Source organism: uncultured Thiodictyon sp., from assembly GCA_903837595.1.
Taxonomy (GTDB): Bacteria; Pseudomonadota; Gammaproteobacteria; order Chromatiales; family Chromatiaceae; genus Thiodictyon.
In genome coordinates, this window is record CAILVI010000084.1 from 1 (window position 1) to 22,137 (window position 22,137).

24 protein-coding genes and 1 riboswitch are annotated in these 22,137 nt (G+C 59.9%); of the genes, 22 read left to right on the forward strand and 2 right to left on the reverse strand.

Features of this window, described 5'->3' with window-relative positions:
- Nucleotides 1-155, reverse strand: a 155-nt coding sequence (locus tag QZY44_RS35620) for a type II toxin-antitoxin system ParD family antitoxin (protein WP_365303318.1), incomplete at its 3' end; no start/stop codon positions are given.
- Nucleotides 156-740: 585 nt separating this feature from the next.
- On the opposite strand from QZY44_RS35620, the gene QZY44_RS04655 reads away from it, so the two are divergent.
- From QZY44_RS04655 to QZY44_RS04705, 11 genes are all read left to right on the forward strand, one after another.
- A complete protein-coding gene (locus QZY44_RS04655; protein WP_295442901.1) occupies nt 741-1,298 on the forward strand; it encodes a zinc ribbon-containing protein in 558 nt (185 codons plus the stop codon).
- Nucleotides 1,299-1,352: 54 nt separating this feature from the next.
- Nucleotides 1,353-1,444: riboswitch (glycine riboswitch) on the forward strand.
- A 207-nt stretch (nt 1,445-1,651) separates the two neighbouring features.
- Nucleotides 1,652-2,743, forward strand: a complete 1,092-nt coding sequence (gene gcvT / locus QZY44_RS04660) for a glycine cleavage system aminomethyltransferase GcvT (RefSeq protein ID WP_295442904.1) — start codon at nt 1,652-1,654, stop codon at nt 2,741-2,743.
- 99 nt (nt 2,744-2,842) lie between these two features.
- Entirely contained in the window at nt 2,843-3,235 is a 393-nt protein-coding gene (gene gcvH, locus QZY44_RS04665) for a glycine cleavage system protein GcvH (RefSeq protein WP_295442906.1), read from the forward strand.
- Nucleotides 3,236-3,242: 7 nt separating this feature from the next.
- Nucleotides 3,243-4,622, forward strand: coding sequence for an aminomethyl-transferring glycine dehydrogenase subunit GcvPA (gcvPA, locus tag QZY44_RS04670; protein ID WP_295442908.1), 1,380 nt, complete (start codon nt 3,243-3,245; stop codon nt 4,620-4,622).
- Nucleotides 4,623-4,777: 155 nt separating this feature from the next.
- Nucleotides 4,778-5,275, forward strand: a complete 498-nt coding sequence (tpx, locus tag QZY44_RS04675; RefSeq protein ID WP_295442911.1) for a thiol peroxidase — start codon at nt 4,778-4,780, stop codon at nt 5,273-5,275.
- A gap of 87 nt (nt 5,276-5,362) precedes the next feature.
- The gene (gene gcvPB / locus QZY44_RS04680) at nt 5,363-6,823 is read left to right on the forward strand and encodes an aminomethyl-transferring glycine dehydrogenase subunit GcvPB (RefSeq protein WP_295442914.1); all 1,461 of its coding nucleotides are present in this window, start codon (nt 5,363-5,365) and stop codon (nt 6,821-6,823) included.
- Nucleotides 6,824-6,826: 3 nt separating this feature from the next.
- Entirely contained in the window at nt 6,827-7,198 is a 372-nt protein-coding gene (locus QZY44_RS04685; protein WP_295442917.1) for a diacylglycerol kinase, read from the forward strand.
- Nucleotides 7,199-7,224: 26 nt separating this feature from the next.
- Complete coding sequence (gene moaB, locus QZY44_RS04690; protein ID WP_295442920.1) at nt 7,225-7,755, forward strand: molybdenum cofactor biosynthesis protein B; 531 nt, start codon at nt 7,225-7,227, stop codon at nt 7,753-7,755.
- A 31-nt stretch (nt 7,756-7,786) separates the two neighbouring features.
- On the forward strand, nt 7,787-9,040 hold the full coding sequence (gene glp, locus QZY44_RS04695) for a gephyrin-like molybdotransferase Glp (RefSeq protein ID WP_295442921.1): 1,254 nt from the start codon (nt 7,787-7,789) through the stop codon (nt 9,038-9,040).
- Nucleotides 9,041-9,175: 135 nt separating this feature from the next.
- Nucleotides 9,176-10,627 (forward strand): SUMF1/EgtB/PvdO family nonheme iron enzyme, encoded by a 1,452-nt coding sequence (locus tag QZY44_RS04700; protein WP_295442923.1) that lies wholly within the window; start codon nt 9,176-9,178, stop codon nt 10,625-10,627.
- Nucleotides 10,624-10,776 carry a hypothetical protein gene (locus tag QZY44_RS04705; RefSeq protein ID WP_295442926.1) on the forward strand — a complete coding sequence of 51 codons (153 nt, stop codon included), beginning with the start codon at nt 10,624-10,626 and terminating at the stop codon, nt 10,774-10,776. Before QZY44_RS04700 ends, QZY44_RS04705 begins: the two co-directional genes overlap by 4 nt.
- A gap of 485 nt (nt 10,777-11,261) precedes the next feature.
- Here QZY44_RS04705 and QZY44_RS04710 read toward each other — a convergent pair whose 3' ends face one another.
- A complete protein-coding gene (locus QZY44_RS04710; RefSeq protein ID WP_295442929.1) occupies nt 11,262-11,927 on the reverse strand; it encodes a hypothetical protein in 666 nt (221 codons plus the stop codon).
- 187 nt (nt 11,928-12,114) lie between these two features.
- On the opposite strand from QZY44_RS04710, the gene QZY44_RS04715 reads away from it, so the two are divergent.
- The 11 genes from QZY44_RS04715 to rffA all read left to right on the forward strand — a co-directional run bounded on the left by QZY44_RS04715 (nt 12,115) and on the right by rffA (nt 21,730).
- Nucleotides 12,115-12,480: a hypothetical protein gene (locus tag QZY44_RS04715; protein WP_295442932.1), complete on the forward strand. Its 366-nt coding sequence runs from the start codon at nt 12,115-12,117 to the stop codon at nt 12,478-12,480.
- Nucleotides 12,477-13,172, forward strand: coding sequence for a WbqC family protein (locus QZY44_RS04720; RefSeq protein WP_295442936.1), 696 nt, complete (start codon nt 12,477-12,479; stop codon nt 13,170-13,172). The genes QZY44_RS04715 and QZY44_RS04720 overlap by 4 nt, the downstream gene beginning before the upstream one ends.
- Nucleotides 13,169-14,098, forward strand: coding sequence for a glycosyltransferase family 2 protein (locus QZY44_RS04725; RefSeq protein ID WP_295442939.1), 930 nt, complete (start codon nt 13,169-13,171; stop codon nt 14,096-14,098). Before QZY44_RS04720 ends, QZY44_RS04725 begins: the two co-directional genes overlap by 4 nt.
- Before the next feature lie 45 nt (nt 14,099-14,143).
- Nucleotides 14,144-14,839 carry a class I SAM-dependent methyltransferase gene (locus QZY44_RS04730; protein WP_295442941.1) on the forward strand — a complete coding sequence of 232 codons (696 nt, stop codon included), beginning with the start codon at nt 14,144-14,146 and terminating at the stop codon, nt 14,837-14,839.
- Nucleotides 14,836-15,750, forward strand: coding sequence for a hypothetical protein (locus tag QZY44_RS04735; RefSeq protein WP_295442944.1), 915 nt, complete (start codon nt 14,836-14,838; stop codon nt 15,748-15,750). The genes QZY44_RS04730 and QZY44_RS04735 overlap by 4 nt, the downstream gene beginning before the upstream one ends.
- A 29-nt stretch (nt 15,751-15,779) precedes the next feature.
- The gene (locus QZY44_RS04740; protein ID WP_295442947.1) at nt 15,780-17,477 is read left to right on the forward strand and encodes a thiamine pyrophosphate-binding protein; all 1,698 of its coding nucleotides are present in this window, start codon (nt 15,780-15,782) and stop codon (nt 17,475-17,477) included.
- Nucleotides 17,478-18,458 (forward strand): ATP-grasp domain-containing protein, encoded by a 981-nt coding sequence (locus tag QZY44_RS04745; protein WP_295442950.1) that lies wholly within the window; start codon nt 17,478-17,480, stop codon nt 18,456-18,458.
- Nucleotides 18,436-19,128, forward strand: coding sequence for a metallophosphoesterase family protein (locus QZY44_RS04750; protein ID WP_295442953.1), 693 nt, complete (start codon nt 18,436-18,438; stop codon nt 19,126-19,128). Before QZY44_RS04745 ends, QZY44_RS04750 begins: the two co-directional genes overlap by 23 nt.
- Before the next feature lie 73 nt (nt 19,129-19,201).
- On the forward strand, nt 19,202-19,573 hold the full coding sequence (locus QZY44_RS04755) for a GtrA family protein (RefSeq protein ID WP_295442955.1): 372 nt from the start codon (nt 19,202-19,204) through the stop codon (nt 19,571-19,573).
- A 770-nt stretch (nt 19,574-20,343) separates the two neighbouring features.
- Entirely contained in the window at nt 20,344-20,601 is a 258-nt protein-coding gene (locus QZY44_RS04760; protein ID WP_295442958.1) for a hypothetical protein, read from the forward strand.
- Entirely contained in the window at nt 20,591-21,730 is a 1,140-nt protein-coding gene (gene rffA / locus QZY44_RS04765) for a dTDP-4-amino-4,6-dideoxygalactose transaminase (RefSeq protein ID WP_295442960.1), read from the forward strand. The genes QZY44_RS04760 and rffA overlap by 11 nt, the downstream gene beginning before the upstream one ends.
- Nucleotides 21,731-22,137: the final 407 nt, after the last annotated feature.

A 22,137-nucleotide genomic window follows, 5' to 3' on the forward strand; every position in this document is an offset into this window, starting at 1 on the left:
ACCGCCACCGCGGACCGCAACACGGCCAATTTCTCGTCTTCGTCGCGCATACGACGGATGGCGTCGCGGACGACTTCCGACGCATTGCTGTAATAGCCGGTACCGACCTTGACTTGAAGATACTGCTCCATCTCCGGGGATAGGTTGATGTGCATAGCCTGGTGAAATCATGGAGACTGAGTGTCCATAGCATATACATCAGATGGCCATAACAGACAAGCCCGCCGCCTCGGCCCCAATAATTCCAAGTTTTGAGGATACGGCGGACCACGGCAGGTATGGTGCCATCCTCATCCGAGGAGGGGCTTCGTTGAGCCGCAATCACGTGGGCCGAGCAGCGCCCCGAAGGGGCATGACATACCAGCCCAGGGCAACGCCCTGGGTATTGGAGGATATGTCGTCCAGCCCTGAAGGGGCGTGACATTTGGCGACACCATCGCCCAAGCAACGCATCCGCCTGGCGATTATGTCACGCCCCTTCAGGGCTGGACGAGGAACCAACGAACACCCAGGGCTTCGCCCTGGGCTGGTATGTATCGCCCCGTTGGGGCTTTGACTGGGGCCAAGCGCGCAGCGCCCGCCGGGCGGCCGGATTCTTCGCCGGCGCCAACTCCAGGGCCGGCGCGGACGTTTCCACCCGCCCTTTGCCGGTTGCCAAATCCATGGGTTCAGGCACACTTGACCAGGAGTGCGCCCACGGGGGCGCCGCGACCGATTCACCCGCCAGACGGAGCCACCCGATGACCGATCCGGACAAGAACCAAGCAGGCGAGACACCAGCCGACAAACTGGTGGATGCCTATGAGGAACTCCTCAAGCGCACCCGCGAGACCCTGGCGACCGCCACTGAGGAGACGACGCCGCGTTTCCGGGAACTACTGGAAAAGGCCCGGGACAACATGGTGGAACTGGGCGAACTGAGCCGCGAGGAGGCCAACAAGGTCTCGGACTACCTGCGCCGGGACGTGGAGGACGCGGCCACCTACATCGCCGAGACCGGCCAGGACATCCACGACTGGTGGCGCTTCGACCTGCAACTGATCGAACAGCGGATGCTGGACATGTTCAGCCTGGTCGCGGACCAGACCAGCCTGCAGCTGGCCCAGTTTGCGGAGACGGCCCGCCGGCTGACCCTCTATCAGGCCGGCGAGATCACGGGGCCGGGGACGCTCGTGTGCGACCGCTGCGGGGCCAAGACCCACTTTGTCAAGACCGGGCGGATCCCGCCCTGCGCCGACTGCGGCGGAATCGCGTTCAAGCGCCTGGAGCGGGCCACCAACAACGCCACCGGCGCCTGAATGCCCGGCCAGACTGGAAATCCGCCCGGGGCACTCGTATAGTCGCGCTTCGCGTCATGCCCCGTGGGAGAGACCGGCCGTCTGGCCGGCGCCGAAGGCGCAACACCGCCCGGAATCGCTCAGGCATCAGGGACCACGGGGCTTAAGACCGACTCTGGAGAGTGGTTGGCGTCTGCCTTGCAGACCGCAACCCACCGACGGGGCAGCCGGCCAGGCCACGCGCCTGGCCCGCAAACTCTCAGGTCCAGGACAGAGGGGCGATGTCGGGGCGCGCTGCCGTCAGCAGCACGCCGTCAGCCCCCTATTGTTTGGACCACTGCCGGCACCAACCCGGCCGGAACGAGGAGAGTCGAATGGGATTGCGTACCCCCCTGTTTGCGGAGCACGAGCGCCTGGGCGCCCGCATCGTCCCCTTCGGCGGCTGGGACATGCCGCTGCACTATGGCTCCCAGTTGGAGGAGCATCACGCGGTACGCCGGCACGCCGGCGTCTTCGACGTCTCGCACATGCAGCCGGTGGACGTCTCGGGTCCCGGCGCCCGCGATTTTCTGCGCACCCTGATCGCCAATGACGTGGCCAAGCTCAAGGTCCCGGGTAAGGCGCTGTATTCCTGCATGTTGAACGACGAGGGCGGGGTGGTGGACGACCTGATCGTCTATTACCGCGGCCCCAATCGCTACCGCATCGTCGTCAATGCCGGCACCGCGGATAAGGACCTGGACTGGATGCAGGCACGTGCCACGGGCTTTGACGTGCAGATCGACCGCCGCCGGGATCTCGCCATGATCGCCATCCAGGGACCGCAGGCCGTGGCGCTCACCGCCCCGCTGCTGCCCGCCGACTGCCGTGAGGCCGCGGCTGCACTCAAGCCCTTCTTCGCCGCCGACGGCGAGCGTTGGTTCGTCGGCCGTACCGGCTATACCGGTGAGGACGGTTTCGAGGTCATGCTCCCGGCCGCGGAGGCCCCCGGGCTCTGGCAGGGGCTGATCGCCGCCGGCGTGCAGCCGTGCGGCCTGGGCGCCCGGGACACCCTGCGGCTGGAGGCCGGCATGAACCTCTACGGCCAGGACATGGACGAGGGGGTCGGCCCGCTGGAGTCCGGACTCGGCTGGACCATCGGCTGGGAGCCGGCGGACCGCGCCTTCGTCGGCCGCGCGGCCCTAACCGCCGTGCGCGACAACCCGGCCCACCGGGTCTTCGTCGGCCTACTCCTGACCGGGCGCGGCGTGTTGCGCGGACATCAGAAGGTGCTGGTCGACGGCCGCGAGGTGGGTGAGATCACGTCCGGCGGCTTCGCCCCGTCCCTGGAGCGCTCCATTGCATTCGCCCGCGTGGCACCCGGCATCGGCGACACCTGCGCGGTGGACATCCGCGGCAAGCCGGTCGCGGCGCGGGTGGTCAAGACCACCTTTGTGCGCAACGGCAAGGCCATGCTGGATTGTTGAGCGTTCGATCGAGATCATCAGGTATCGCCCGCCCGGGCGCTGCCATTGCAACTTAAACATAGCGATCGGCCGCACCGCCGGCCCCACCGGGAGAGAACCATGAGCGCAGTCCCAGCAGACCTCCGATACACCAAGACCCACGAGTGGGTCAGGGACAACGGCGACGGCACCGTCACCGTCGGCATCACCGACCATGCCCAGGAGGCCCTGGGTGACATCGTCTTCGTCGAGACCCCGGAGGCCGGAACTGAGGTCGAGGCCGACGAGGGCTGCGCCGTGGTCGAATCGGTGAAGGCCGCCTCCGACATCTACGCCCCCCTGAGCGGGGAGGTGGTTGAGGCCAACCCGGTCCTCGCCGACACCCCGGAGGCGATCAACCAGGACGCCTATGGCGAGGGCTGGATCTTCTCGCTGCGCCTCGCCGATCCCGACGCCGTGAGCGGGCTGCTGGACGCGGCCGGCTATCAGGCCGTGGTCGACGCGGAGGCTTGAGCCCGACATGCCCTTCGTACCCCACACGCCGGCGGATATCGCCGCCATGCTCGGCGTCATCGGCGTCGCTGCCATCGACGACCTGTTCGACGAGATCCCGGCCGCACTGCGCATCGGCGAGCTCGCCGCCATCCCCACCGGCATGGCGGAGATGGACATTGCGCGGCTGATGCAGGTGCGCGCCCGTGCCGATGGTGAGCCGGTGTGCTTCATCGGCGCCGGCGCCTATGATCACCACATCCCGGCGGTGGTGTGGCAGATCGCCTCACGCGGTGAGTTCTATACCGCCTACACCCCCTACCAGGCCGAGGCGAGCCAGGGCACGCTGCAACTGCTCTACGAGTTCCAGTCGATGATGACGGCGCTGACCGCGCTCGATGTCTCGAACGCCTCGCTCTATGACGGGGCCTCGGCCCTGGCGGAGGCGGTGCTGATGGCGGTGCGCGCCAACCGCAAGGCCAAGTCCAGCCGGGTGCTGGTACCGCGCGCGCTGCACCCGGCCTACCGACGGGTGCTGCGCGGGATCGTGGAACCGCAGGGGATCGAGGTCGTCGAGGCACCCTTCGACCGCCGCGGCGGGCACACCCCCGCCGCGACCCTGGACAGCCTGGCTGGCGCTGAGGGCTTCGCGGCCGTCGTGATCAACCAGCCGAACTTTTTCGGGGTGATCGAGGACGCGGATGAACTGACCGACGCGGCCCACGCCCAAGGCGCGCTGGTCATCGGCGTGGTCAACCCCATCGCACTCGCCCTGCTCAAGCCACCGGGCGAGTGGGGGACGGCGGGTGCGGACATCGCCTGCGGCGAGGTCCAGCCGTTGGGCATCCCGCTCTCCTCCGGTGGTCCCTATGCGGGCTTTTTGTGCTGCAAGAAGGACCTGGTTCGGCAGATGCCGGGGCGCATCATCGGGCGCACCCTGGATCTCGACGGCAAGCCCGGCTTCACCCTCACGCTCCAGGCGCGCGAGCAGCACATCCGCCGCGGCAAGGCGACCTCCAATATCTGCACCAATCAGGGCCTGCTGGCCACCGCGGCCACCATCCACATGGCGATCCTGGGCGCCGAAGGACTGGAGCGGGTGGCGGCCGCCTCGCACGCCAATACCCGGCAGCTCACCGCCCTGCTATGCAAGACAGCGGGGGTGGAACCGCTGTTTGATCGACCCTGCTTCCACGAGCAGGCCCTGCACCTGCCGGCCCCGACCGCCGACGTGCTAAGGTCCCTTGCCGCTGATACTATCCTGGGCGGCTTCGATCTGGGGCTGGACTACCCGGAACTGGACCCGGCACTGCTGGTGTGTGCCACGGAGCTGCGCACCGCGGAAGAGATGGAGCACTACGCGGCGAAGCTGGCTGAGATCATTGCGAGCCAGACGGTGCCGGGTTGAACGACAAAGCCTGGCTGGCCTGAACCAAGAAAGAGATTAAGAGCCACCGCGCATCGGGTTACGGCGCGCTCAGGCCAATGCCGGGCTTCAGCATCGTACTGCGCGCCTAACCCGACCTACCGCCTAATCCGACCCACCCACTGGAGAGAGAAAAAATGGCCACGACCGCTCTGCAAGGTAACCCCGTCAGTCTGTATGGCGACCTGCCCACCGTCGGCCACCCGGCCCCCGATTTCACTTTGGTCGCCAAGGATCTGAGCGACAAGACGCTGGCCGACTTCGCCGGCAAGAAGAAGCTCTTGAACATCGTCCCGAGCCTGGACACCCCGGTGTGCGCCACCTCCACCAAGAAGTTCAACGAGGCGATGGCCGGCAAGACCGACGCGGTCGCGCTGGTCATCTCCGCCGACCTGCCCTTTGCGATGGGCCGCTTCTGCGGCGCCGAGGGCATCGAGAACGTGGTGAGCCTGTCCACGATGCGCTCGCCCAGCTTCGCCCAGGACTACGGCGTGCTGATCACCGACGGACCGCTCGCCGGCATCACCGCCCGTGCCGTAATCGTACTGGATGCGCAGGACCAGGTGGTCTATGCGCAACTGGTCCCGGAGATCTCCCAGGAACCGGATTACGACGCGGCGCTGGCCGCACTCTGAACACCGCTTAAGGAAATAGCGACCGCGGGCATCGCATTCTGTGCCCGCAGTCGCAGCCATTCCTGACCCGCATTGACACGAGCCGCCATGCTGATCCACGAACAATCCCAACCCGGCCGTCGCGCCACCGCCCAGGCCCCGCTCCAGCTGGCGGACTGCGCCGACATTCCCGCGGCGCAGCGGCGTACCACGCGGGCCTTGCTGCCGGAGGTGTCGGAGCTCCAGGTGGTGCGTCACTACACCCGGCTGTCGCAGAAGAACTTCTCCATCGACACCCATTTCTACCCGCTGGGCTCCTGTACCATGAAGTACAACCCGCGGGCCTGCCACACGCTCGCCTCGTTGCCGGGCTTCCTGGCGCGTCACCCCGAGGCCCCGGACCACCAGGGTCAGGGATTCCTCGCCTGTCTCTACGAGCTTCAGGAGATGCTCAAGGAGGTCACGGGGATGCAAGCCGTGTCCCTGGCCCCCTCCGCCGGGGCCCAGGGCGAGTTTGCCGGCGTGGCGATGATCCGCGCCTATCACCAGGCCCGCGGTGACACGGCACGCACCGAGATCCTGGTACCGGACGCCGCCCACGGCACCAATCCGGCCTCCGCCGTCATGTGCGGATTCGTGGCCCGGGAAATCCCGACCGGTCCAGACGGGGACGTGAACCTGGAGGCGCTGCGGGCGGCCGTGGGTTCCCAGACCGCCGGCATCATGCTCACCAACCCGAGCACCGTCGGGGTCTTCGACCGCAATATTCAGGAGATCGCCCGCATCGTGCATGAGGCCGGCGGGCTACTCTATTATGACGGTGCCAACCTCAACGCCATCCTGAGCAAGGTCCGGCCCGGCGACATGGGCTTCGACGTCATCCACATGAACCTGCACAAGACCTTCTCCACCCCCCATGGCGGCGGCGGTCCCGGTGCCGGTCCGGTGGGCGTCTCCCAACGCTTGGAACCCTTCCTGCCGGTGCCCCTGGTCGCCCGGGACGGTACTGCGTACCGCTGGCTCAGCGAGGCGAACCGCCCCCAATCCATCGGCCGGCTCACCGCCTTCGGCGGCAACATGGGCATCCTGCTGCGCGCCTATGTCTATGCGCGGATGCTGGGGCGCGAGGGGATGAAGCGGGTCTCGGAATTCTCCACCCTGAACGCCAATTACCTCATGGCCAGGCTGCGGGAGGCCGGTTTTGAGGCCGCGTACCCGCAGCGCCGCGCCAGCCACGAGTTCATCATCAGCATCAAGCAGGAGGCCAAGGCCTTCCACGTCAATGCTATGGACTTCGCTAAGCGCCTGCTCGACTATGGCTACCACGCCCCCACCACCTATTTTCCCTCACTGGTGCCGGAGTGCCTGCTGATCGAGCCCACGGAGACCGAGACCAAGGAAGAGCTGGACGGCTTCGTCGCCGCGCTGGTGGCGATTCGTGAGGAGGCCCGGACCAACCCGGACCTGGTGACGGGCGCCCCCCACACCATGCCGGTACGGCGACTCGACGACGTGCGCGCGGCGCGTCAGTTGGACCTGGCGTGGCGACCTGATGGCGCCCCGGCCTAATCCATGGCCGGCCACAACGACCGGGGCTGGGGGCGCGTCATCTACGCGCTGGGCTATTCTATGCAGGGCTTCAAGGCGTGCTTCCAGGCCGAGGAGGCCTTTCGCCAGGAGTTGTTCCTGCTGCTGTTCCTCGCCCCGCTCGGACTCTGGCTGGGCGAGACCCCGGTGGAACGCGCCCTGCTGATCGGCTGCCTGTTGATGGTGCTGGTGGTCGAATTGCTGAACTCCGCCATCGAAGCCAGCGTGGACCGCGTCGGCCTGGAGCGCCACGAATTGTCCGCCCGCGCCAAGGACATCGCCTCCGCCGCGGTCTTCATGAGCATGACGCTCGCCTGGGTGACTTGGGGGTTGATCCTGATTCCAAGGTGGTTATAGAGCTTTTCATAAGAGACCAAACACCGATGAAGGAACATTTCACTGATCAGGGCTTCGTGCCGCTTGCCATCGCCATCCTGACGGTCTCCGATAGCCGCGCCGAGGCGCAGGACAACTCCGGCCAACTGCTCACGGCCAAGGCCGAGGAGGCCGGACATCGGGTGGTCGCCAAGGCGATCGTACGCGACGACGTCTACCAGTTGCGGGCGGTTTTCTCACGCTGGATCGCAGACCCGCAGGTGCAGGTGGTGTTGTGTACCGGCGGCACCGGACTCACCGGCCGTGACAGCACCCCGGAGGCGCTCGTACCCCTGCTCGACAAACAGATCGAGGGGTTCGGGGAGCTGTTCCGCCAGGTTTCGTTCGCGGAAATCGGCACCTCCACCGTCCAGTCCCGCGCCCTGGCGGGGGTCGCCAACGCCACCTTCATCTTCTGCCTGCCGGGGTCCACCGGGGCCTGCCGGACCGCCTGGGAGCAGATCCTCGCCGCCCAACTCGACGCTCGCACCCGCCCCTGCAATTTCGCCCAGCTGATCCCACGCCTGCTGGAACGCTGAGATGACACCGGGGCAACAACGAGGGGCTAGCGTGGCCACCGAGCAATCCGGCTGCCCGGACTCACTCGCCCCCCCCCCGCTCAGCAAGGAGGCGGCCCTGGCGCAGCTACTCGCGGCCGTGCGCCCGCTCGACGAGGTCGAGACCATCCCCACCGACCAAGGGCTCGGCCGGGTTCTCGCCCGTGCGCTCACCAGCGCCATCGCCGTGCCGGGCTGGGACAACAGCGCCATGGACGGCTATGCCGTGCGGTGCGCCGATCTGGCGGCAGGACCGGCGCGCCTGCGGGTCACCCAGCGCATCCCGGCCGGTACGCTCGGCCAACCCCTGGAGCCGAGAACGGCCGCGCGCATCTTCACCGGCGCGCCCATCCCCACCGGTGCGGATGCGGTGGTCATCCAGGAGTATTGCACGCGCGACGCCGACTGGGTTGAGGTCCCGGGCCACCCGACCCGCGGCGCCAATATCCGGCGCACCGGCGAAGACATCTGTGTCGGTACCGAGGTCATCGCCCCGGGGACGCGGCTGCGCCCCCAGCACCTGGGGCTCGCGGCCTCCGTGGGCGCGACGCAACTGAGCGTCTACCGGCGGCTGCGGGTCACCATGTTCGCCAGCGGCGATGAGTTGGTAATGCCGGGGGAGCCCCTGGGCCCGGGGCAGATCTACAACTCCAACCGCTTCACCCTGAAGGGCCTGCTCGTGGGACTGGGCTGCGAGGTCAGCGATCTCGGGCAGGTCCCGGACAGCCTGGAGGCGACCATGGCCGCCCTGGCCCGGGCGGCGGCCGGCGCGGACCTCATCCTCGGCAGCGGTGGGGTCTCGGTGGGGGAGGAGGATCATGTGAAGCCGGCCATCGAACGGCTCGGCACCCTGGACCTGTGGAACGTCGCCATCCGTCCAGGCAAGCCGCTGGCCTTCGGTCACGTCCACGGCACGCCCTTCCTCGGCACCCCGGGCAACCCGGTCTCGCTGTTCGTCACCTTCCTCGTGTTTGCCCGCCCCCTGGTGTTGCGGATGCAGGGGGTGACGGGGGACTTGGAGCCACCCGCCCTCAAGGTCCGCGCGGACTTCGACGTGCCCCGCCCGGACCGGCGCCGGGAGTTTCAGCGGGCACGGCTCACGCGCGGCACGGATGGCGAGTGGGAGGCCGTCGTCTACGCATCACGCTCGCCCGGCGTACTCTCCTCCGCCGCCTGGGCGGATGGTCTGGTGGAGATCCCGGCGGGGCAAACCGTCGCGCGCGGCGACCCGGTGATTTATATTCCATTCGGCGGACTCCTGTCCTGAAGCCCGGTCCCGCACCGCCCCGGCATCTGACCATGACGCAGGCCACGACCATCAATCGGCAACCACGGCGACGCGATCTATGATTGAGCGACGCGAGACCCGCGGCGCCGCCGACGAGCAACCTCAGATATACCGATGGCCGCCCCACTGATCCTCAACGACCCCAACCGCCCTGACAACGCCGACGAGTTGCGCGCTACGCTCGAACAGATGCGTCAGCAGGCCGAGCGGGAGATCAGCCGGCTGAATCGCAAGCTCGCGGAGCGCGAGTTCGCCGCGGTTCGCGACGTGCCCTCCGCCACCGAGCGGCTGGCCTTGCAACAAGACCTTGCCACCCTGAAGCTCTCACTAGGTACCAAGGAAAAGGTCCTCGACCGGATTACCCAGGAATGCCGCCGGCTGGAAGACGACCTGGAGGACCGGCACCAGGAGGTCGACAACCTCAAGCAGGAGGCGCAGCGTCGGGATAACGCGCTCACGGCGGCGCGCAATGAGGTCGCCCGACTCAAGCACCAGCTGGCGGAGGTCCAGGAGCAATCGATGGATGCCAGCGGGCCGGGCGACCCGCGTGAAGCCCCCGAGGAGCGGCCACTCCAGCCAGTGGGGCGCCAGACATCGACCAGGCCGGTACCCCGGGTGATCCGCGTCTCCGGCGGCCTGATCGCCGTCGCGGCCATGATCGCCCTCATCCTGGTGGTCTTCTGGGGCCGGATCGGCGGGAAGCAGACGCCGGCCCCACCCTCACCCACGGTGGCAGTCGCACCGCCCAAGCAACCGGCAACCGAGGTTCCACCGCCATCCCCGGCCCCGGTCATGCCGCTGCCGCTGCCGCCGACGTCGACCCCCTCCCCCACCGAACACCTATTGAAGCTCAATGACCGGCTGCGAGACGGCGGTCTGGGGCCGACCATCGTCCAACTCCGCGGCGGCAACTTCCTGATGGGTAGGAACAATCTCGGCGGCGGCGACAACGGACCTGAGCACGAGGTCCAGCTGCCCCCGGTCCTGATCGGTGCCTATGAGGTCACGTTCCAAGAGTATGACCGCTTCGCGCGCGCCACCGCTCGAAGCCTCCCCGATGACTTCGGCTGGGGACGGGGCGAGCACCCGGTGGTCGGAGTCTCCTGGTCCGACGCCCAAGCCTACACCGACTGGTTGACCCGCCAGACCGGCAAGCGTTACCGCCTCCCGAGCGAGGCCGAGTGGGAATACGCCGCCCAGGCCAACACGCCCGGCGTCTATCCCTGGGGGTTTGTGATTGAGCGCGGGCGCGCCAACTGTTTCGACTGCGGCAGCCAGTGGGACAATCAGTCCACCGCCCCAATCGGGCGCTTCGCACCCAATGACTTCGGACTTTACGACACCGCCGGCAACGTCCTGGAATGGGTCGCCGACTGTTACGCGCCAAGCTACGACGGCGCCCCGACCGATGGCCGCGCGCGCGCGGCGCGCGACTGCGCCTACCGGGTCGCCCGCGGCGGCGCCTACAACAAGCCAGCGCCCTCGATCAAGACCAAAGCCAGGACACGCTTCGCGCCCGAGTCCCGGTTGAACAATCTCGGATTCCGGGTCGCGCGCGAACCGTGACCGCGCATCAAAGCGCGCAGCGTATCTTCGGTATGGGCGTCACCACCCTGGACCTGATCAACACGGTAGACAGCGACCCGCCGGAGGACGCGCAGTTGCAAGTCACCGGGCAGCGGGCCTTGATCGCAAATCCGGTCACCCTGCGCTAGATCACAGCACATGTACTGCTGATAATATACAAAAGCTTACGGCTATCTCCGCCCCTTTTTTCTGCTGGTTATGGCCGGATGTACGACCAAGGCCAGTGCAGCACACTCGTGTCGTTCACCTTTCAACCCCGTAGCCGGTCAGATATAATGCCACCTACCGAGACACACGGTGCCACGCAGCGAGCATGACAGTGCGCCCACCGGGTTCATATACTGAGTATGGGCCGGCAGAAAGAAACTGGCGGAGCCTATTCGGCGCACATGGGCCGGAGTCTACTGTTCTTTGCAGTCCTGTTTTACTCTTGGCGCAGGTATTGGTCTTGCGTCGATAAGCAGAATTGCGGCGCCGAATTGATGCATTGGTTGCTTCCAAATGGTTCGCATGGATTTCTGCTTGATCGATATCTTGGCACGTTGCGGGATGCTCACGGCGCGGGGCTTCGTACTTTGGACGCATACGCCCTGACTCATTCGCTTGGTCACCTTTATTTTTTTGGTCTGACCTTTATCCCTCTTAGAAGAACTTTTCGAGGACGTCCACGCTGCCCATTGCGAACCACCTCGTGACTAACCTCAAATGGAATATTGCCGTAGCGTCGCGCGCCGTCGGTCATTCGCGTGACATTGTCAGTGCAACCAATCGCATCTCTAAGCGACTGTATTGCAGACAAAAATAAATTTCTATCTTTCTTCCCGCATTCCGCTGCCCAGATAAGTCGAGTGGCCCGATCCATTAGCACAATCGTCCAGCCTTCACATTGTTCAACTGGCAGATTCTCTCCAATTTTCGTGTAAAGCTCGTCGCCTTCAATCACTTGGAAAAGGAAGGTGTGCGTCAATACATAGATTGCCAATGTCTCTTTCGCATCTGCAAACCGACGCTCCCAGTTCAATAGTGTATTCTTTGCGATCTCAAAGACCCGGCAGGCAGCGTTCAAACCCATCCCTTCGCTGCGCGACTTAAGCACAGCAATGATCAAGCTGATCGCTGTCCTAAGCCCAGCCAGAAAGGTACCCTTCGTCTCTGGAAAAATCCGTAGACAAGCATCGCATTGATAAAAAAACCTGCTCCCATTGTTAAGCGTTTCATAACTATTGTAGTGATCATGTTTTTCTGAGTTGCAGTAAGGGCACATCAATTGCTGGATCATGAGCGACTTGTAATATATTCTTTAAAGGACGCCATCCGCGTAAGATATTATACTTATATTTCATATATTTGGCAATTGATAACCAAGCTGAACCAGTGCCGACTGGCATGATGGCTGGAAATGCGCAGACAGCGGGCGGTGTGTCAATGTAGAAATCGCAGGCGACCGCCTCCAGATCGATGCTGTAATGGCAAACGAGATCGCGCCGCTACGCGACTTAGCTGAACAATATGCATCGGATGGCAAGAGCTTTATCGCAACGCCGTTTTGGCCTGGCGCCTATCCTTTGTTGGAGCGACGCTCGCCAATGTGGGACGTTTATGCACTAGTCCCACGAGCAAAAGCATTTGAAGGAAAAAAAATTGAAAGAATCAAAGCAGGCAAACGTGGTTTTGCTTTTGTTTTTGATATGCCCTTGGATGGGCGCGATGAGTTACGTTTCAGAAATACTCACCCCCTAATACACCAGTATATTCTGGATAACTTTGAGCCCGTGCGGAGCGCGCCAAATCCCGCCTATCAAATCTACAAAGCACGAAGCTTCGAGCAATGAAAAAGGTCGCGATACTGCAGTCCAACTACATTCCCTGGAAGGGATACTTTGACATGATCGCCGCCGTGGACGAGTTCATTCTCTACGACGATATGCAATACACCAGACGTGATTGGCGCAATCGAAACCAAATCAAGACGCCTCACGGGGTGCGGTGGCTAACAGTCCCCGTTGTGGTTAAGGGGAAGTACCACCAGAAGATTCGCGAAACCGAGATTGACGGGACAGAGTGGGCCGCAACACATTGGAAAACCATAGTGCAGAGCTACCGCCGAGCGCCCTATTTTACTGAGATTGCAACTTGGCTTGAGCCAATTTATCTGCGTGAATCATTTGACCACATCTCCACACTGAATCGCCGCCTGATAGAGGCTGTGTGTGAATACCTGGGAATCAAGACCACAATCACCAATTCGTGGGACTACACACTGCTTGATGGAAAAACCGAGCGCCTAGCCGATCTGTGCGCCCAAGCAGGTGGCACGGAATACGTTTCCGGTCCGGCAGCAAGGAATTACGTCGATGAACCGGTTTTCCGTAATCTGGGACTCAAGCTGACTTGGTTCGACTACCTAGGATACCCAGAGTACCCGCAACTGTGGGGAGAGTTCACCCATGGAGTCACGATCCTTGATCTCCTCTTCAATTGCGGACCGGAAGCGCGAGGATATATGAGATACGTTATTTCATGAAGCTTTCAATAGTCTCGACGCTCTACCGATCTGCCGCCTACGTTAGTGAATTCCATCGCCGGGCGAGTGCGTGCGCCAAAACGCTGGTTGGCGACGATTACGAGATCATCCTGGTCAATGATGGTTCTCCCGACAATAGCCTCGAGCTGGCGGTGGAACTAACCAGCACTGACAAGCATGCGGTCGTGATCGACCTTTCACGCAATTTCGGTCATCATCAGGCGATGATGGCTGGGATCGAGCATGCACGAGGCGATCTGGTTTTCCTGATCGACAGCGATCTGGAAGAGGAGCCTGAGTGGCTGCTGGAATTCTCCGAGGCTATGGCTGCCGAAAACGCCGACGTGATCTATGGCAGGCAAGGGCAAAGAAAAGGTGGGCCGTTCGAACGCTGGTCAGGCCACATCTATTATTCCGTATTCAACTGGCTGTGCAACATCGATCATCCGCGAAACGTGGTGACCGCGCGCCTGATGACCGCCCGTTATGTGGCCGCCCTGTTACTCTATCGGGAACGCCAACTGGTGATGTCCTGCTTGTGGGTAATCGCTGGATTCAAGCAGTGCGAAAGGATCATCAAGAAGCACTCGCGCAGCGAAACGTCTTACAGCGTATCGAAGAAGATTGAACACGCGGTCAATGCCGTCACGTCCTTCAGCGACAGGCCCCTGAGGCTTATCTTTTATGTCGGTATATCCGTTTTTCTGGGTGCGCTTGTTTATGCCAGCTACATGATTTTTGAACGACTTGCGCTGGACAGGGTAGTCGATGGCTGGACTTCGGTCATGGTCTCCATCTGGGTTCTTGGGGGGCTGATAATTTCGTTTATCGGAATTATCGGAATCTATCTTGCGAAGATATTCGTCGAGACAAAACAAAGGCCCTTGTCGATCATCAGGGCCATCTATGGACGACCGGGCTCATAACGGCGTTAGCGTTTTCTGGCAACCAATTTCAAATGGTGGTTAGATATGAACAGCTTGGAATCTCACTACACCGCATTCTGGTTGAAGAGACTCGGGGTCCACTTTTACCCCTCCGAGTTCCTGGTTAGGACATTTCTCTCGCAGAACTGCCCAAACCTCAAAATAAAGCATGATTACGAAAGCAAGAACGTCCTGGACCTGGGCTGCGGCGATGGTCGCAATATGGGATTGCTTGCGAATCTCGGGATGAATATCTACGGGACGGAAATTACACAAGAAATATGTGAGGCAGTGACGCTACGAATGGAGAAATTTGGAATCAAAGCTGATATCCGCATGGGGCGCAATAGCTCCCTGCCGTTCAAGGATCAGCTTTTTGATTATGTTGTTGCGTCGGCCAGTGTTTACTACGTAGATTCCGGAACGACTTTTGAAGATAATATGCGCGAAATCCAGAGGGTCTTGAAACCCGGCGGGCATATAGTTTTCAGCATGGTTCACCCGGATTCTTACATTCTAATCGGCGCGGAAACGCTGGCGGACTCTCACTTTCGAATAACGAACGATCCGCTGGGACTGCGAAATGGCTATGTTTTTAAGGTCTTTCAGGCGCGCTCGAACATCACCGACTATTTTTCAAAGAGCTTTCTGGAGATTTCCATCGGCTATACGTCGGACGACTATTACGGTCTAAAACAGGATCTCTGGCTTCTTGTCGCAAAGAAAAGGGAACTATCATGATCTGGCGAAAGCTTGGCAACGTCTACTGTCCAGCCAAGGACGGTCGTTATACGCACGCGATGTTCCCTGAAGTCGATTGCCTTGATGAAGGCACGGGCAGAATCCGCGTTTACTACACGCATCGCGACTCGCGAAACTACGGATTCCCTACATTTCTTGATGCGGAGCTTGTCGGTGAAAGATTCACAATAATCTATAATCACCACGAGCCAATTATGGGCAAGGGTGATATCGGCAACTTTGACGACAGTGGAGCCAACATCACGTCACTGGTAAAAGTAGGCGGTAAGCGCCGCTTCTATTACTATGGCTGGAATCTCGGCGTCACCGTTCCGTTCCGTAATTCAATCGGCGTCGCCGAGGCAGGGAGCGACGACAAAGACGTACATTTAACGCGCCTTTTCCCGGGTCCGATACTCGATCGCGCAGCCAGATTTCCCGGACTTTGCGCCACTCCCTGCGTCATTCGCGTCGGTGATGTTTATCGCATGTACTTTACCCAGGGTTTGCCGTGGATCATAAATGAGGGCAAGCCCAATGTGGCTTGTCATATCGCCTATGCTGAATCCCAGGACGGCCTAGTATGGCACCGTGCGGACGCACCTGCCGTCGAGAACCTGCCTACTGACCATGTCCTGACAACTCCGTTCGTCATGATGCACCACGGCGTTTACAAGATGTGGTATTCCTATCGCGGCTCAAAGTATCGCATCGGATACGCAGAGTCGATCGATGGGAAGATGTTCCGGCGGAAGGACACGGAGGTCGGCATTACCGTCTCCGCGAGCGGATGGGATTCGGAGATGGTCTGTTATCCGAAGGTCTTCAAGCTGAACGGAACGTATTATATGATTTACTGCGGAAACGATTACGCACGCACGGGCTTCGGACTAGCGGTTATGGACGCATAGTGGCTGCCCTTGCAATGCACCGAGGCCGCATGACGGTTTCCAAATATATAGCCGAAGAGCTTTTCAGACTGGGAGTTTTTCACGTGTTCGGCTATCAGGGTGCGAACATAACATACCTGGTCGATGCCGTCTCGACACATGCTGGACTTCGCTACGTACAGACATACCACGAGCAAGGCGCATCCTTTGCGGCGAACGGCTATGCTCAAGCTTGCGGAACTCTAGGCGTCGCAGTTGCATCAAGCGGTCCCGGTGCCTTGAATCTGGTCACCGGCATTGCGAATGCTTACTGCGATTCCATTCCGAACTTGTTCATCTGCGGAGACCTTAGCCGCCGTTATCATAAGAATACACTTCCCTTGCGCCAGGATGGCTTTCAAAGCACCGATATCGTTTCGATCGTACGCCCTATCACCAAATACGTCGAGTTGGTGAGTTCGCCGGAAGATGTACGTTATTGCCTTGAACGCGCTGTATTCGAAGCCACGAACGCCCGTCGCGGACCGGCTCTACTCTCCATCCCGCACTGGATACAGCGCACGGAAATCGACCCATCGACGCAGCGGGGCTTCGTTGCGCCAGATCCGGCAGCAGCCCCGCATTCTGAGCCGATCTCCCAAGAGATCCTCGATCTCTTGTCAAGCAGTCGCCGACCTCTGCTCCTTCTGGGGGGAGGCTGCGCCAGTACCGAAACGCGATGCGTTCTGACCGCATTTCTGGAACGCAATCCGCTGCCTGCGGTGGCATCGCTTTGTGGTTTAAGTGCCATTTCCCATGATCATCCGTCCTACGTCGGCTTCATCGGTGATTACGGGCACCGGCACGCCAATGTTGCGCTGGCAGCGTCGGATTGTCTGATTGTTCTGGGTTCACGGATGGACGAGCGTCAGATCGGGTTTTCGAAGGGCTTTAGTGATAACAAAGCGATTATCCACGTCGATATCGATCAGTCCGAACTGCTTTTCGCTTCGGAACGCTACTTTCCCGTGCGCAGACCGGTTGCCGATTTCTTACGCCACCTCGATTCCGTAGCCCCACTCTCACTGGCGGAGTGGCAGAAGGCTCTGCGGCAGCTGCAGAGCAAATACCCTGTGCGTACGACCACCGACGAATTGTCGCCGTCCTCCTTCCTTGCAGAGCTTTTCGGCCTGCTTGCTCCTAACGCTCAGGTTTATGTTGACGTTGGTTTGCACCAGATGTACACCGCCCAGTTCGGCGTCCTTACGAACGGAAAGCAGCTGTATTTCTCAGGTGGGCTGGGCTCAATGGGATATGCCTTGCCGGCGTGCATCGGCGGCCGACTGGCCAGGCCCGAAAGACAGACTCTTTGCATAGCTGGGGACGGCGGATTTATGATGAGCCTCCCGGAACTGCAAACCATCGCCAGGGAGAGGCTTGATGTGAAAATCGTGATCCTGAACAATCATTGCCTCGGTATGGTACGCAATCATCAACGGGCGGCACTCGACGGTCGGCATTTCGGCACGGTCGAAGGTTATCTTGCTGGCGATATGAATAAGATTGCCCAGGCTTTTGACCTGAAGTTCTTTCGAATCAATGAACAAAGCGACGTCAACAGTCTTGATCACATTCTGCGCACTCCTGGGCCCTTGCTCGTCGAAGTCGTATTTCCAAACGATATGATGCCATTTCCCGCGTCCGTTGACTATCCTCTCGATGTTGACGTACTTTCCTTGCAGGCTTTGACGAATGTGGCTGACGAGTAAATGGCTCGCCTGAACATCCTGGTTAGCGGCGTCGGGGCGATTATCGGTTACGGCATCGTAAACTCGCTGAAGCTGACTGGCCGGAAACTTAACATTGTCGGCATGGATATCTACTCTGACGCCGTCGGTCAGCATTTCTGCGATCGTTTTGTCCAGGCGAAGCGCGCAGGCTCGTCCGAATATCTTGATTTTCTTGTCGACGTCATCAAGCGTTATCATATTGACTTGGTTTTTTTCGGGACGGAACAGGAACTGTACCAGATGTCCGATTCGCGTGACTTGTTACCCGACTATTTTCATAAGCTTGTGCTGAATACTAGGAGCGTTGTCGACGTGTCCAGGGACAAGCTGAAAACGCATTTATTTCTGAGTCAGTACGGCGTCGAAGCCATTCCTACCCGGGTCGGTGGGTCCTTCGCTGCTCTTTCACTGGAACTAGGTCTTCCATTCATTCTAAAGTTACGTCATTCCTATGCATCGAAAGGCGTTTTCAAGATTCACGATGAGCAGGACTTCAATTATTGGAAGGTCAAGGCGGGTGGAAATTTCCTGGCGCAGGAACTTGTCGGAGATGACGGTCATGAGTATACCGCCGCCATTTTCGGGCGGGGCGAGGAGGAAGCCTTGGAGCCTTTCGTTCTGCGGCGAAGGTTAAGCGGCGAGGGCGCGACTGCAAGAGCCGTAGTCGAGGAGATTCCAGAGTTGTGTGAAACGATAGGCCGCCTAGCCGATCTCTTGCGAGCCGTCGGGCCGACCAATTTTCAGTTTCGGCGCCATCACGGCAAATACTTGCTCTTGGAGATCAATCCGCGGATATCGTCCTCGACGTCGATTCGTGCAGCTTTCGGCTATAACGAAGCCGAGATGTGCATTCGCTACTATCTCGAAAAGGGCCAAATTTCAATGCCATTCCTAAGGTCAGGGAGTGCCGTTCGCTTCATTGCGGACTGGATAATCTATGAAGATGGCATTGATCTCTGACATTCACGGCAATTATCCCGCGCTGCTGGCGGTCCTCGGTAGGATTCGGGAGGAAAATTGCGATCTTATTGTATCGCTGGGAGATGTTGCGGGCTATTACTGCATGATTAACGAGTGCATCGACCTTTGCCGAAAAAGAAGCGTTGTCAATATTCTAGGCAATCACGATCATTACCTTGCTTTCGGCGGCGAATGTCCGCGCTCGACCACGGTGAACATGTGCATAAATTTTCAGAGAAGAGTCATTTCTCCGGAGAATCTTAGGTGGCTCCGGGAGTCGATTCGGGAATATCGGACTCGCCATTGCTGGTTCGTACACGGTGGCTGGAATGACCCTCTCGATGAGTATGTGAATGCTTTTGATTTTTTAAGGTTTTCGACATGTGGGGCGCAAGTTTTCGCTTCTGGTCATACTCATATTCAAAAAATCGAGAGGAAAGCTCCTCTTACCTACGTGAATCCGGGCTCCGTCGGCCAACCTCGTGACGGCAATCCTGGCGCAGCCTTCGCGGTAATAGATTCAGCCAGCGTTGTTTCTCTCTGCCGGGTGGATTATGATATTGACGGCATCGCCTCTGCGATGAAAAGAAACGGCTTTGAAAGACGATTCTATGAGGGACTTTATGATGGCACAAGAATACAGCAATTTGACCGGACACAAAGCCCTTGAGGCAGGTGTTTAGTTCACCTTCCGGCCGGATGCCGGCAGCCGCTGTTGCGACTTGTGGTAAGCGGGAGGCAATATGACTGTCCAGCTCATACGTTACGGCGTTGTCGGGGTTCTCAGCAATTTAGCCGGCTATTTGGTTTATATTGGTGTAACTTGGCTCGGAGTGGGACCGAAAACAGCGGTCAGCATCCTTTATCCGGTCGCGGTCTTCGTTGCCTATTTCGGTCACGCACGTTATACGTTCGCTGATACTGAAAGGTCTTCTGACGGAGTGTTTCGTTATGTTGTTTCTCATGTTTTCGGGTACGTCACGAACCTTGCAGCACTCTTCGTCCTGCACGATTTGCTGGGCTTTCCGCATGAGTTAGTGCAGTTATTTACGATTTTTTTGGTTTCCGGTTTTCTTTTTTTTCTTTTCAAGTATTACGTTTTTGCGGAACAGTAAACGAGGCGGTTCTTCTTGCGTTTCGGGTAGCTACTAAGTTTTTGCAATATAGCAACTGTAGGCTTCTCGCCGCCAACCGCCACGTCGATTTGCAGGTCGCGCAGTTAGGTTGATGATCGCCCTTACAGGGTACTGGACGGCGTCAAGTGTTGCGAAGTCCTGCGTAGCTTGGCGCGCCCACCCTGCCAGTCGTCGCAGATGAGCAAGGATGGACGAGACCCCACTCAGCCAGCGCGCCGGAAAGGTCGTTGCGGGAGCTGTGGGCACGACTTCGACGACTTGACTGAGGCGATCTTTACCGGTCTGAATCAATCATTGATGGCCTGGATCGGCTGTCTGTACCTGATGGCTCTCAAACCGCCAGATTGACCACGCGCTGGGTCTGGCCGAGGATGACGTGCAGCGAATGACCGAGCAACTGCGCACAGGAATCGTCGCCAGCCAATCGACGGCCGTTTTGTCGGGCGAGGTTGAGTGTCGCGAGGTGTACGACCGATCATAAAGGCCATCCTGGTGCCGTAAGAAAAGGGCGCGAGGGGCGCTGCCGTCGGCTGAAGGGATTCGCGACCGCGGGACGCTGGAAAATCTTTGGCACGACTGAGCGCGGCGCTCAAGTGGTGATTCGGATGCTAGAGAATCTTCGGCAAAATCCATTCGTCCGCTGTTTTGGCTATCATTGCTCCGCGGGCACACAGGTCTACACGGGCGGGAACAACATCTATGCCCGATATCCCGGATGAGATTATGGTCATAAGACGGTGTGCCACCGCTTGGGCGAGTACGCCCGTGATGTGGACGGCGACGGCGTCTACGAGGTCCATGTCAACACCATGGAGGGCTTCCGGTCACTGTTGCGCTCCTTGCGCCGTCCTCATCGCGGGATCGCCCAGGAGGAATTGCTGCTCTATCTGGAATTCTTTTCAGTTCATACAAAACGTCCGTCGGGACGGTCGGGAGCTGCTCCAGCCCATGCTCTCGGCCATACTCGCCAGATGCGCCTGAAACGCAGGAAGGGCCATGAAAGATAAGACTATCCCATTTAACTGGCCACACATGACGGGTAAGGAGCTATATTACATCGCGAAAGCTCATTTTAACGGCTGCCTGGCAGGCGACGGCCCTTTCACCAAGCGCTGTCATGGTTGGCTTGAGGCGCGTACTGGATGCGGTAAGGCGCTGCTCACCCACTCTTGCACCGCTGCGCTGGAAATGTCTGCATTGCTGCTGGATATTCAGCCTGGTGATGAGATCATAATGCCGTCTTACACATTCGTTTCCACGGCAAACGCGTTTGTATTACGAGGTGGGGTGCCCGTGTTCGTCGACATCCGCGAGGATACACTTAATGTCGATGAACAGCTTATCGAGGCTGCCATCACACCGCGAACCAAGGCAATCGTGCCGGTTCATTATGCAGGTGTCGCGTGCGAGATGGACGCGATCATCGAGATTGCACGCCGGCATAATTTGAAGTTAATTGAGGATGCCGCGCAGGGTGTGTTGGCCAGTTACAAGGGCCGCCCACTTGGCACCATCGGTGATCTTGGCGCTTATAGCTTCCACGAGACAAAGAACGTAGTTTCTGGGGAAGGGGGCGCCTTACTTGTCAACGATCCAGAATTGGTTTTGCGCGCAGAAATTATTCGCGAGAAGGGAACTGATCGCGGCCGCTTTTTCCGGGACGAAGTGGACAAGTACACCTGGCAGGAAGTTGGGTCATCTTTCCTTCCTGGAGAAATCATTGCGGCTTTCCTATGGGCGCAGTTGGAGGAGGCGGATCGAATCACTAAGAAGCGTTTGGTGAGCTGGAAACGTTATCACGACCTGCTGCAGCCGCTTGAAGCCAAAGCTCTACTGCGCCGGCAAATCGTGCCCGAGGAATGCCAACACAACGCACACATGTACTATGTGTTACTTGCGCCAGAGATTAATCGCCAAGCGTTGTTGGAAAAGTTCAAACGGAATGAGATCTTTCCGGTATTTCACTATGTGCCGCTGCACTCGTCGCCTGCCGGCAGAAAATATGGAAGAGCTTTTGGAGAGCTTGAGTTAACGGACCGTCTGTCGGAGAGAATTGTTCGCCTTCCGATGTGGGTGGGTCTCAGCAACGAGCAGCAGGACAAGGTGGTTCAAGTGCTCAGTGATTCATTGGTATAAGCTGATTTTGCCGATAACACTCCCACGGCACAGTTGCGGGCTTTCTCTGGTGAGTAAGCGTCCCGCGGCCTTGCTTATCCCAGAAAGAATGGTTGGTGCCCGTCGTGCGCCGTTTTCGGCCCGCGGACAGGTACACACTGAGGCCGAACTCCGGCTAGGCCGGGGCCGGTACGGCAATGGGCGGCTGCAATTCGCGGCCATTGAGGTAAGTCACCAGGGCGCTGGACAGCACGCGTTACAGCGTTACAGCGTTGCAGCGTTGCAGGGTAGGCGTCCGGCGAACTACCGGCTTGACGGCGCGGCCCGGCGGTCTTCCGGCTCAGTGCCTGCGGCAGGAGCGCAACGACCGCTGCCGGGGGTGTCAGCCAAGGGCAGCCATTCAAAATGCACGCCGGACATCATTGAAC

What these genes read in the sequence shown, in the direction of transcription:
- gcvPA (WP_295442908.1), top strand. Translation starts at nt 3,243, where the DNA reads ATGCCCTTCGTACCCCACACGCCGGCGGATATCGCCGCCATGCTCGGC.
- tpx (WP_295442911.1), top strand. Translation starts at nt 4,778, where the DNA reads ATGGCCACGACCGCTCTGCAAGGTAACCCCGTCAGTCTGTATGGCGAC.
- gcvPB (WP_295442914.1), top strand. Translation starts at nt 5,363, where the DNA reads ATGCTGATCCACGAACAATCCCAACCCGGCCGTCGCGCCACCGCCCAG.
- QZY44_RS04655 (WP_295442901.1), top strand. Translation starts at nt 741, where the DNA reads ATGACCGATCCGGACAAGAACCAAGCAGGCGAGACACCAGCCGACAAA.
- QZY44_RS04745 (WP_295442950.1), top strand. Translation starts at nt 17,478, where the DNA reads ATGGCTCGCCTGAACATCCTGGTTAGCGGCGTCGGGGCGATTATCGGT.
- QZY44_RS04725 (WP_295442939.1), top strand. Translation starts at nt 13,169, where the DNA reads ATGAAGCTTTCAATAGTCTCGACGCTCTACCGATCTGCCGCCTACGTT.
- gcvT (WP_295442904.1), top strand. Translation starts at nt 1,652, where the DNA reads ATGGGATTGCGTACCCCCCTGTTTGCGGAGCACGAGCGCCTGGGCGCC.
- QZY44_RS04715 (WP_295442932.1), top strand. Translation starts at nt 12,115, where the DNA reads ATGGCAAACGAGATCGCGCCGCTACGCGACTTAGCTGAACAATATGCA.
- QZY44_RS04710 (WP_295442929.1), bottom strand. Translation starts at nt 11,927, where the DNA reads ATGATCCAGCAATTGATGTGCCCTTACTGCAACTCAGAAAAACATGAT.
- rffA (WP_295442960.1), top strand. Translation starts at nt 20,591, where the DNA reads ATGAAAGATAAGACTATCCCATTTAACTGGCCACACATGACGGGTAAG.
- gcvH (WP_295442906.1), top strand. Translation starts at nt 2,843, where the DNA reads ATGAGCGCAGTCCCAGCAGACCTCCGATACACCAAGACCCACGAGTGG.
- QZY44_RS04735 (WP_295442944.1), top strand. Translation starts at nt 14,836, where the DNA reads ATGATCTGGCGAAAGCTTGGCAACGTCTACTGTCCAGCCAAGGACGGT.
- moaB (WP_295442920.1), top strand. Translation starts at nt 7,225, where the DNA reads ATGAAGGAACATTTCACTGATCAGGGCTTCGTGCCGCTTGCCATCGCC.
- QZY44_RS04730 (WP_295442941.1), top strand. Translation starts at nt 14,144, where the DNA reads ATGAACAGCTTGGAATCTCACTACACCGCATTCTGGTTGAAGAGACTC.
- QZY44_RS04755 (WP_295442955.1), top strand. Translation starts at nt 19,202, where the DNA reads ATGACTGTCCAGCTCATACGTTACGGCGTTGTCGGGGTTCTCAGCAAT.
- QZY44_RS04700 (WP_295442923.1), top strand. Translation starts at nt 9,176, where the DNA reads ATGGCCGCCCCACTGATCCTCAACGACCCCAACCGCCCTGACAACGCC.
- QZY44_RS04750 (WP_295442953.1), top strand. Translation starts at nt 18,436, where the DNA reads ATGAAGATGGCATTGATCTCTGACATTCACGGCAATTATCCCGCGCTG.
- QZY44_RS04740 (WP_295442947.1), top strand. Translation starts at nt 15,780, where the DNA reads ATGACGGTTTCCAAATATATAGCCGAAGAGCTTTTCAGACTGGGAGTT.
- QZY44_RS04720 (WP_295442936.1), top strand. Translation starts at nt 12,477, where the DNA reads ATGAAAAAGGTCGCGATACTGCAGTCCAACTACATTCCCTGGAAGGGA.
- QZY44_RS04685 (WP_295442917.1), top strand. Translation starts at nt 6,827, where the DNA reads ATGGCCGGCCACAACGACCGGGGCTGGGGGCGCGTCATCTACGCGCTG.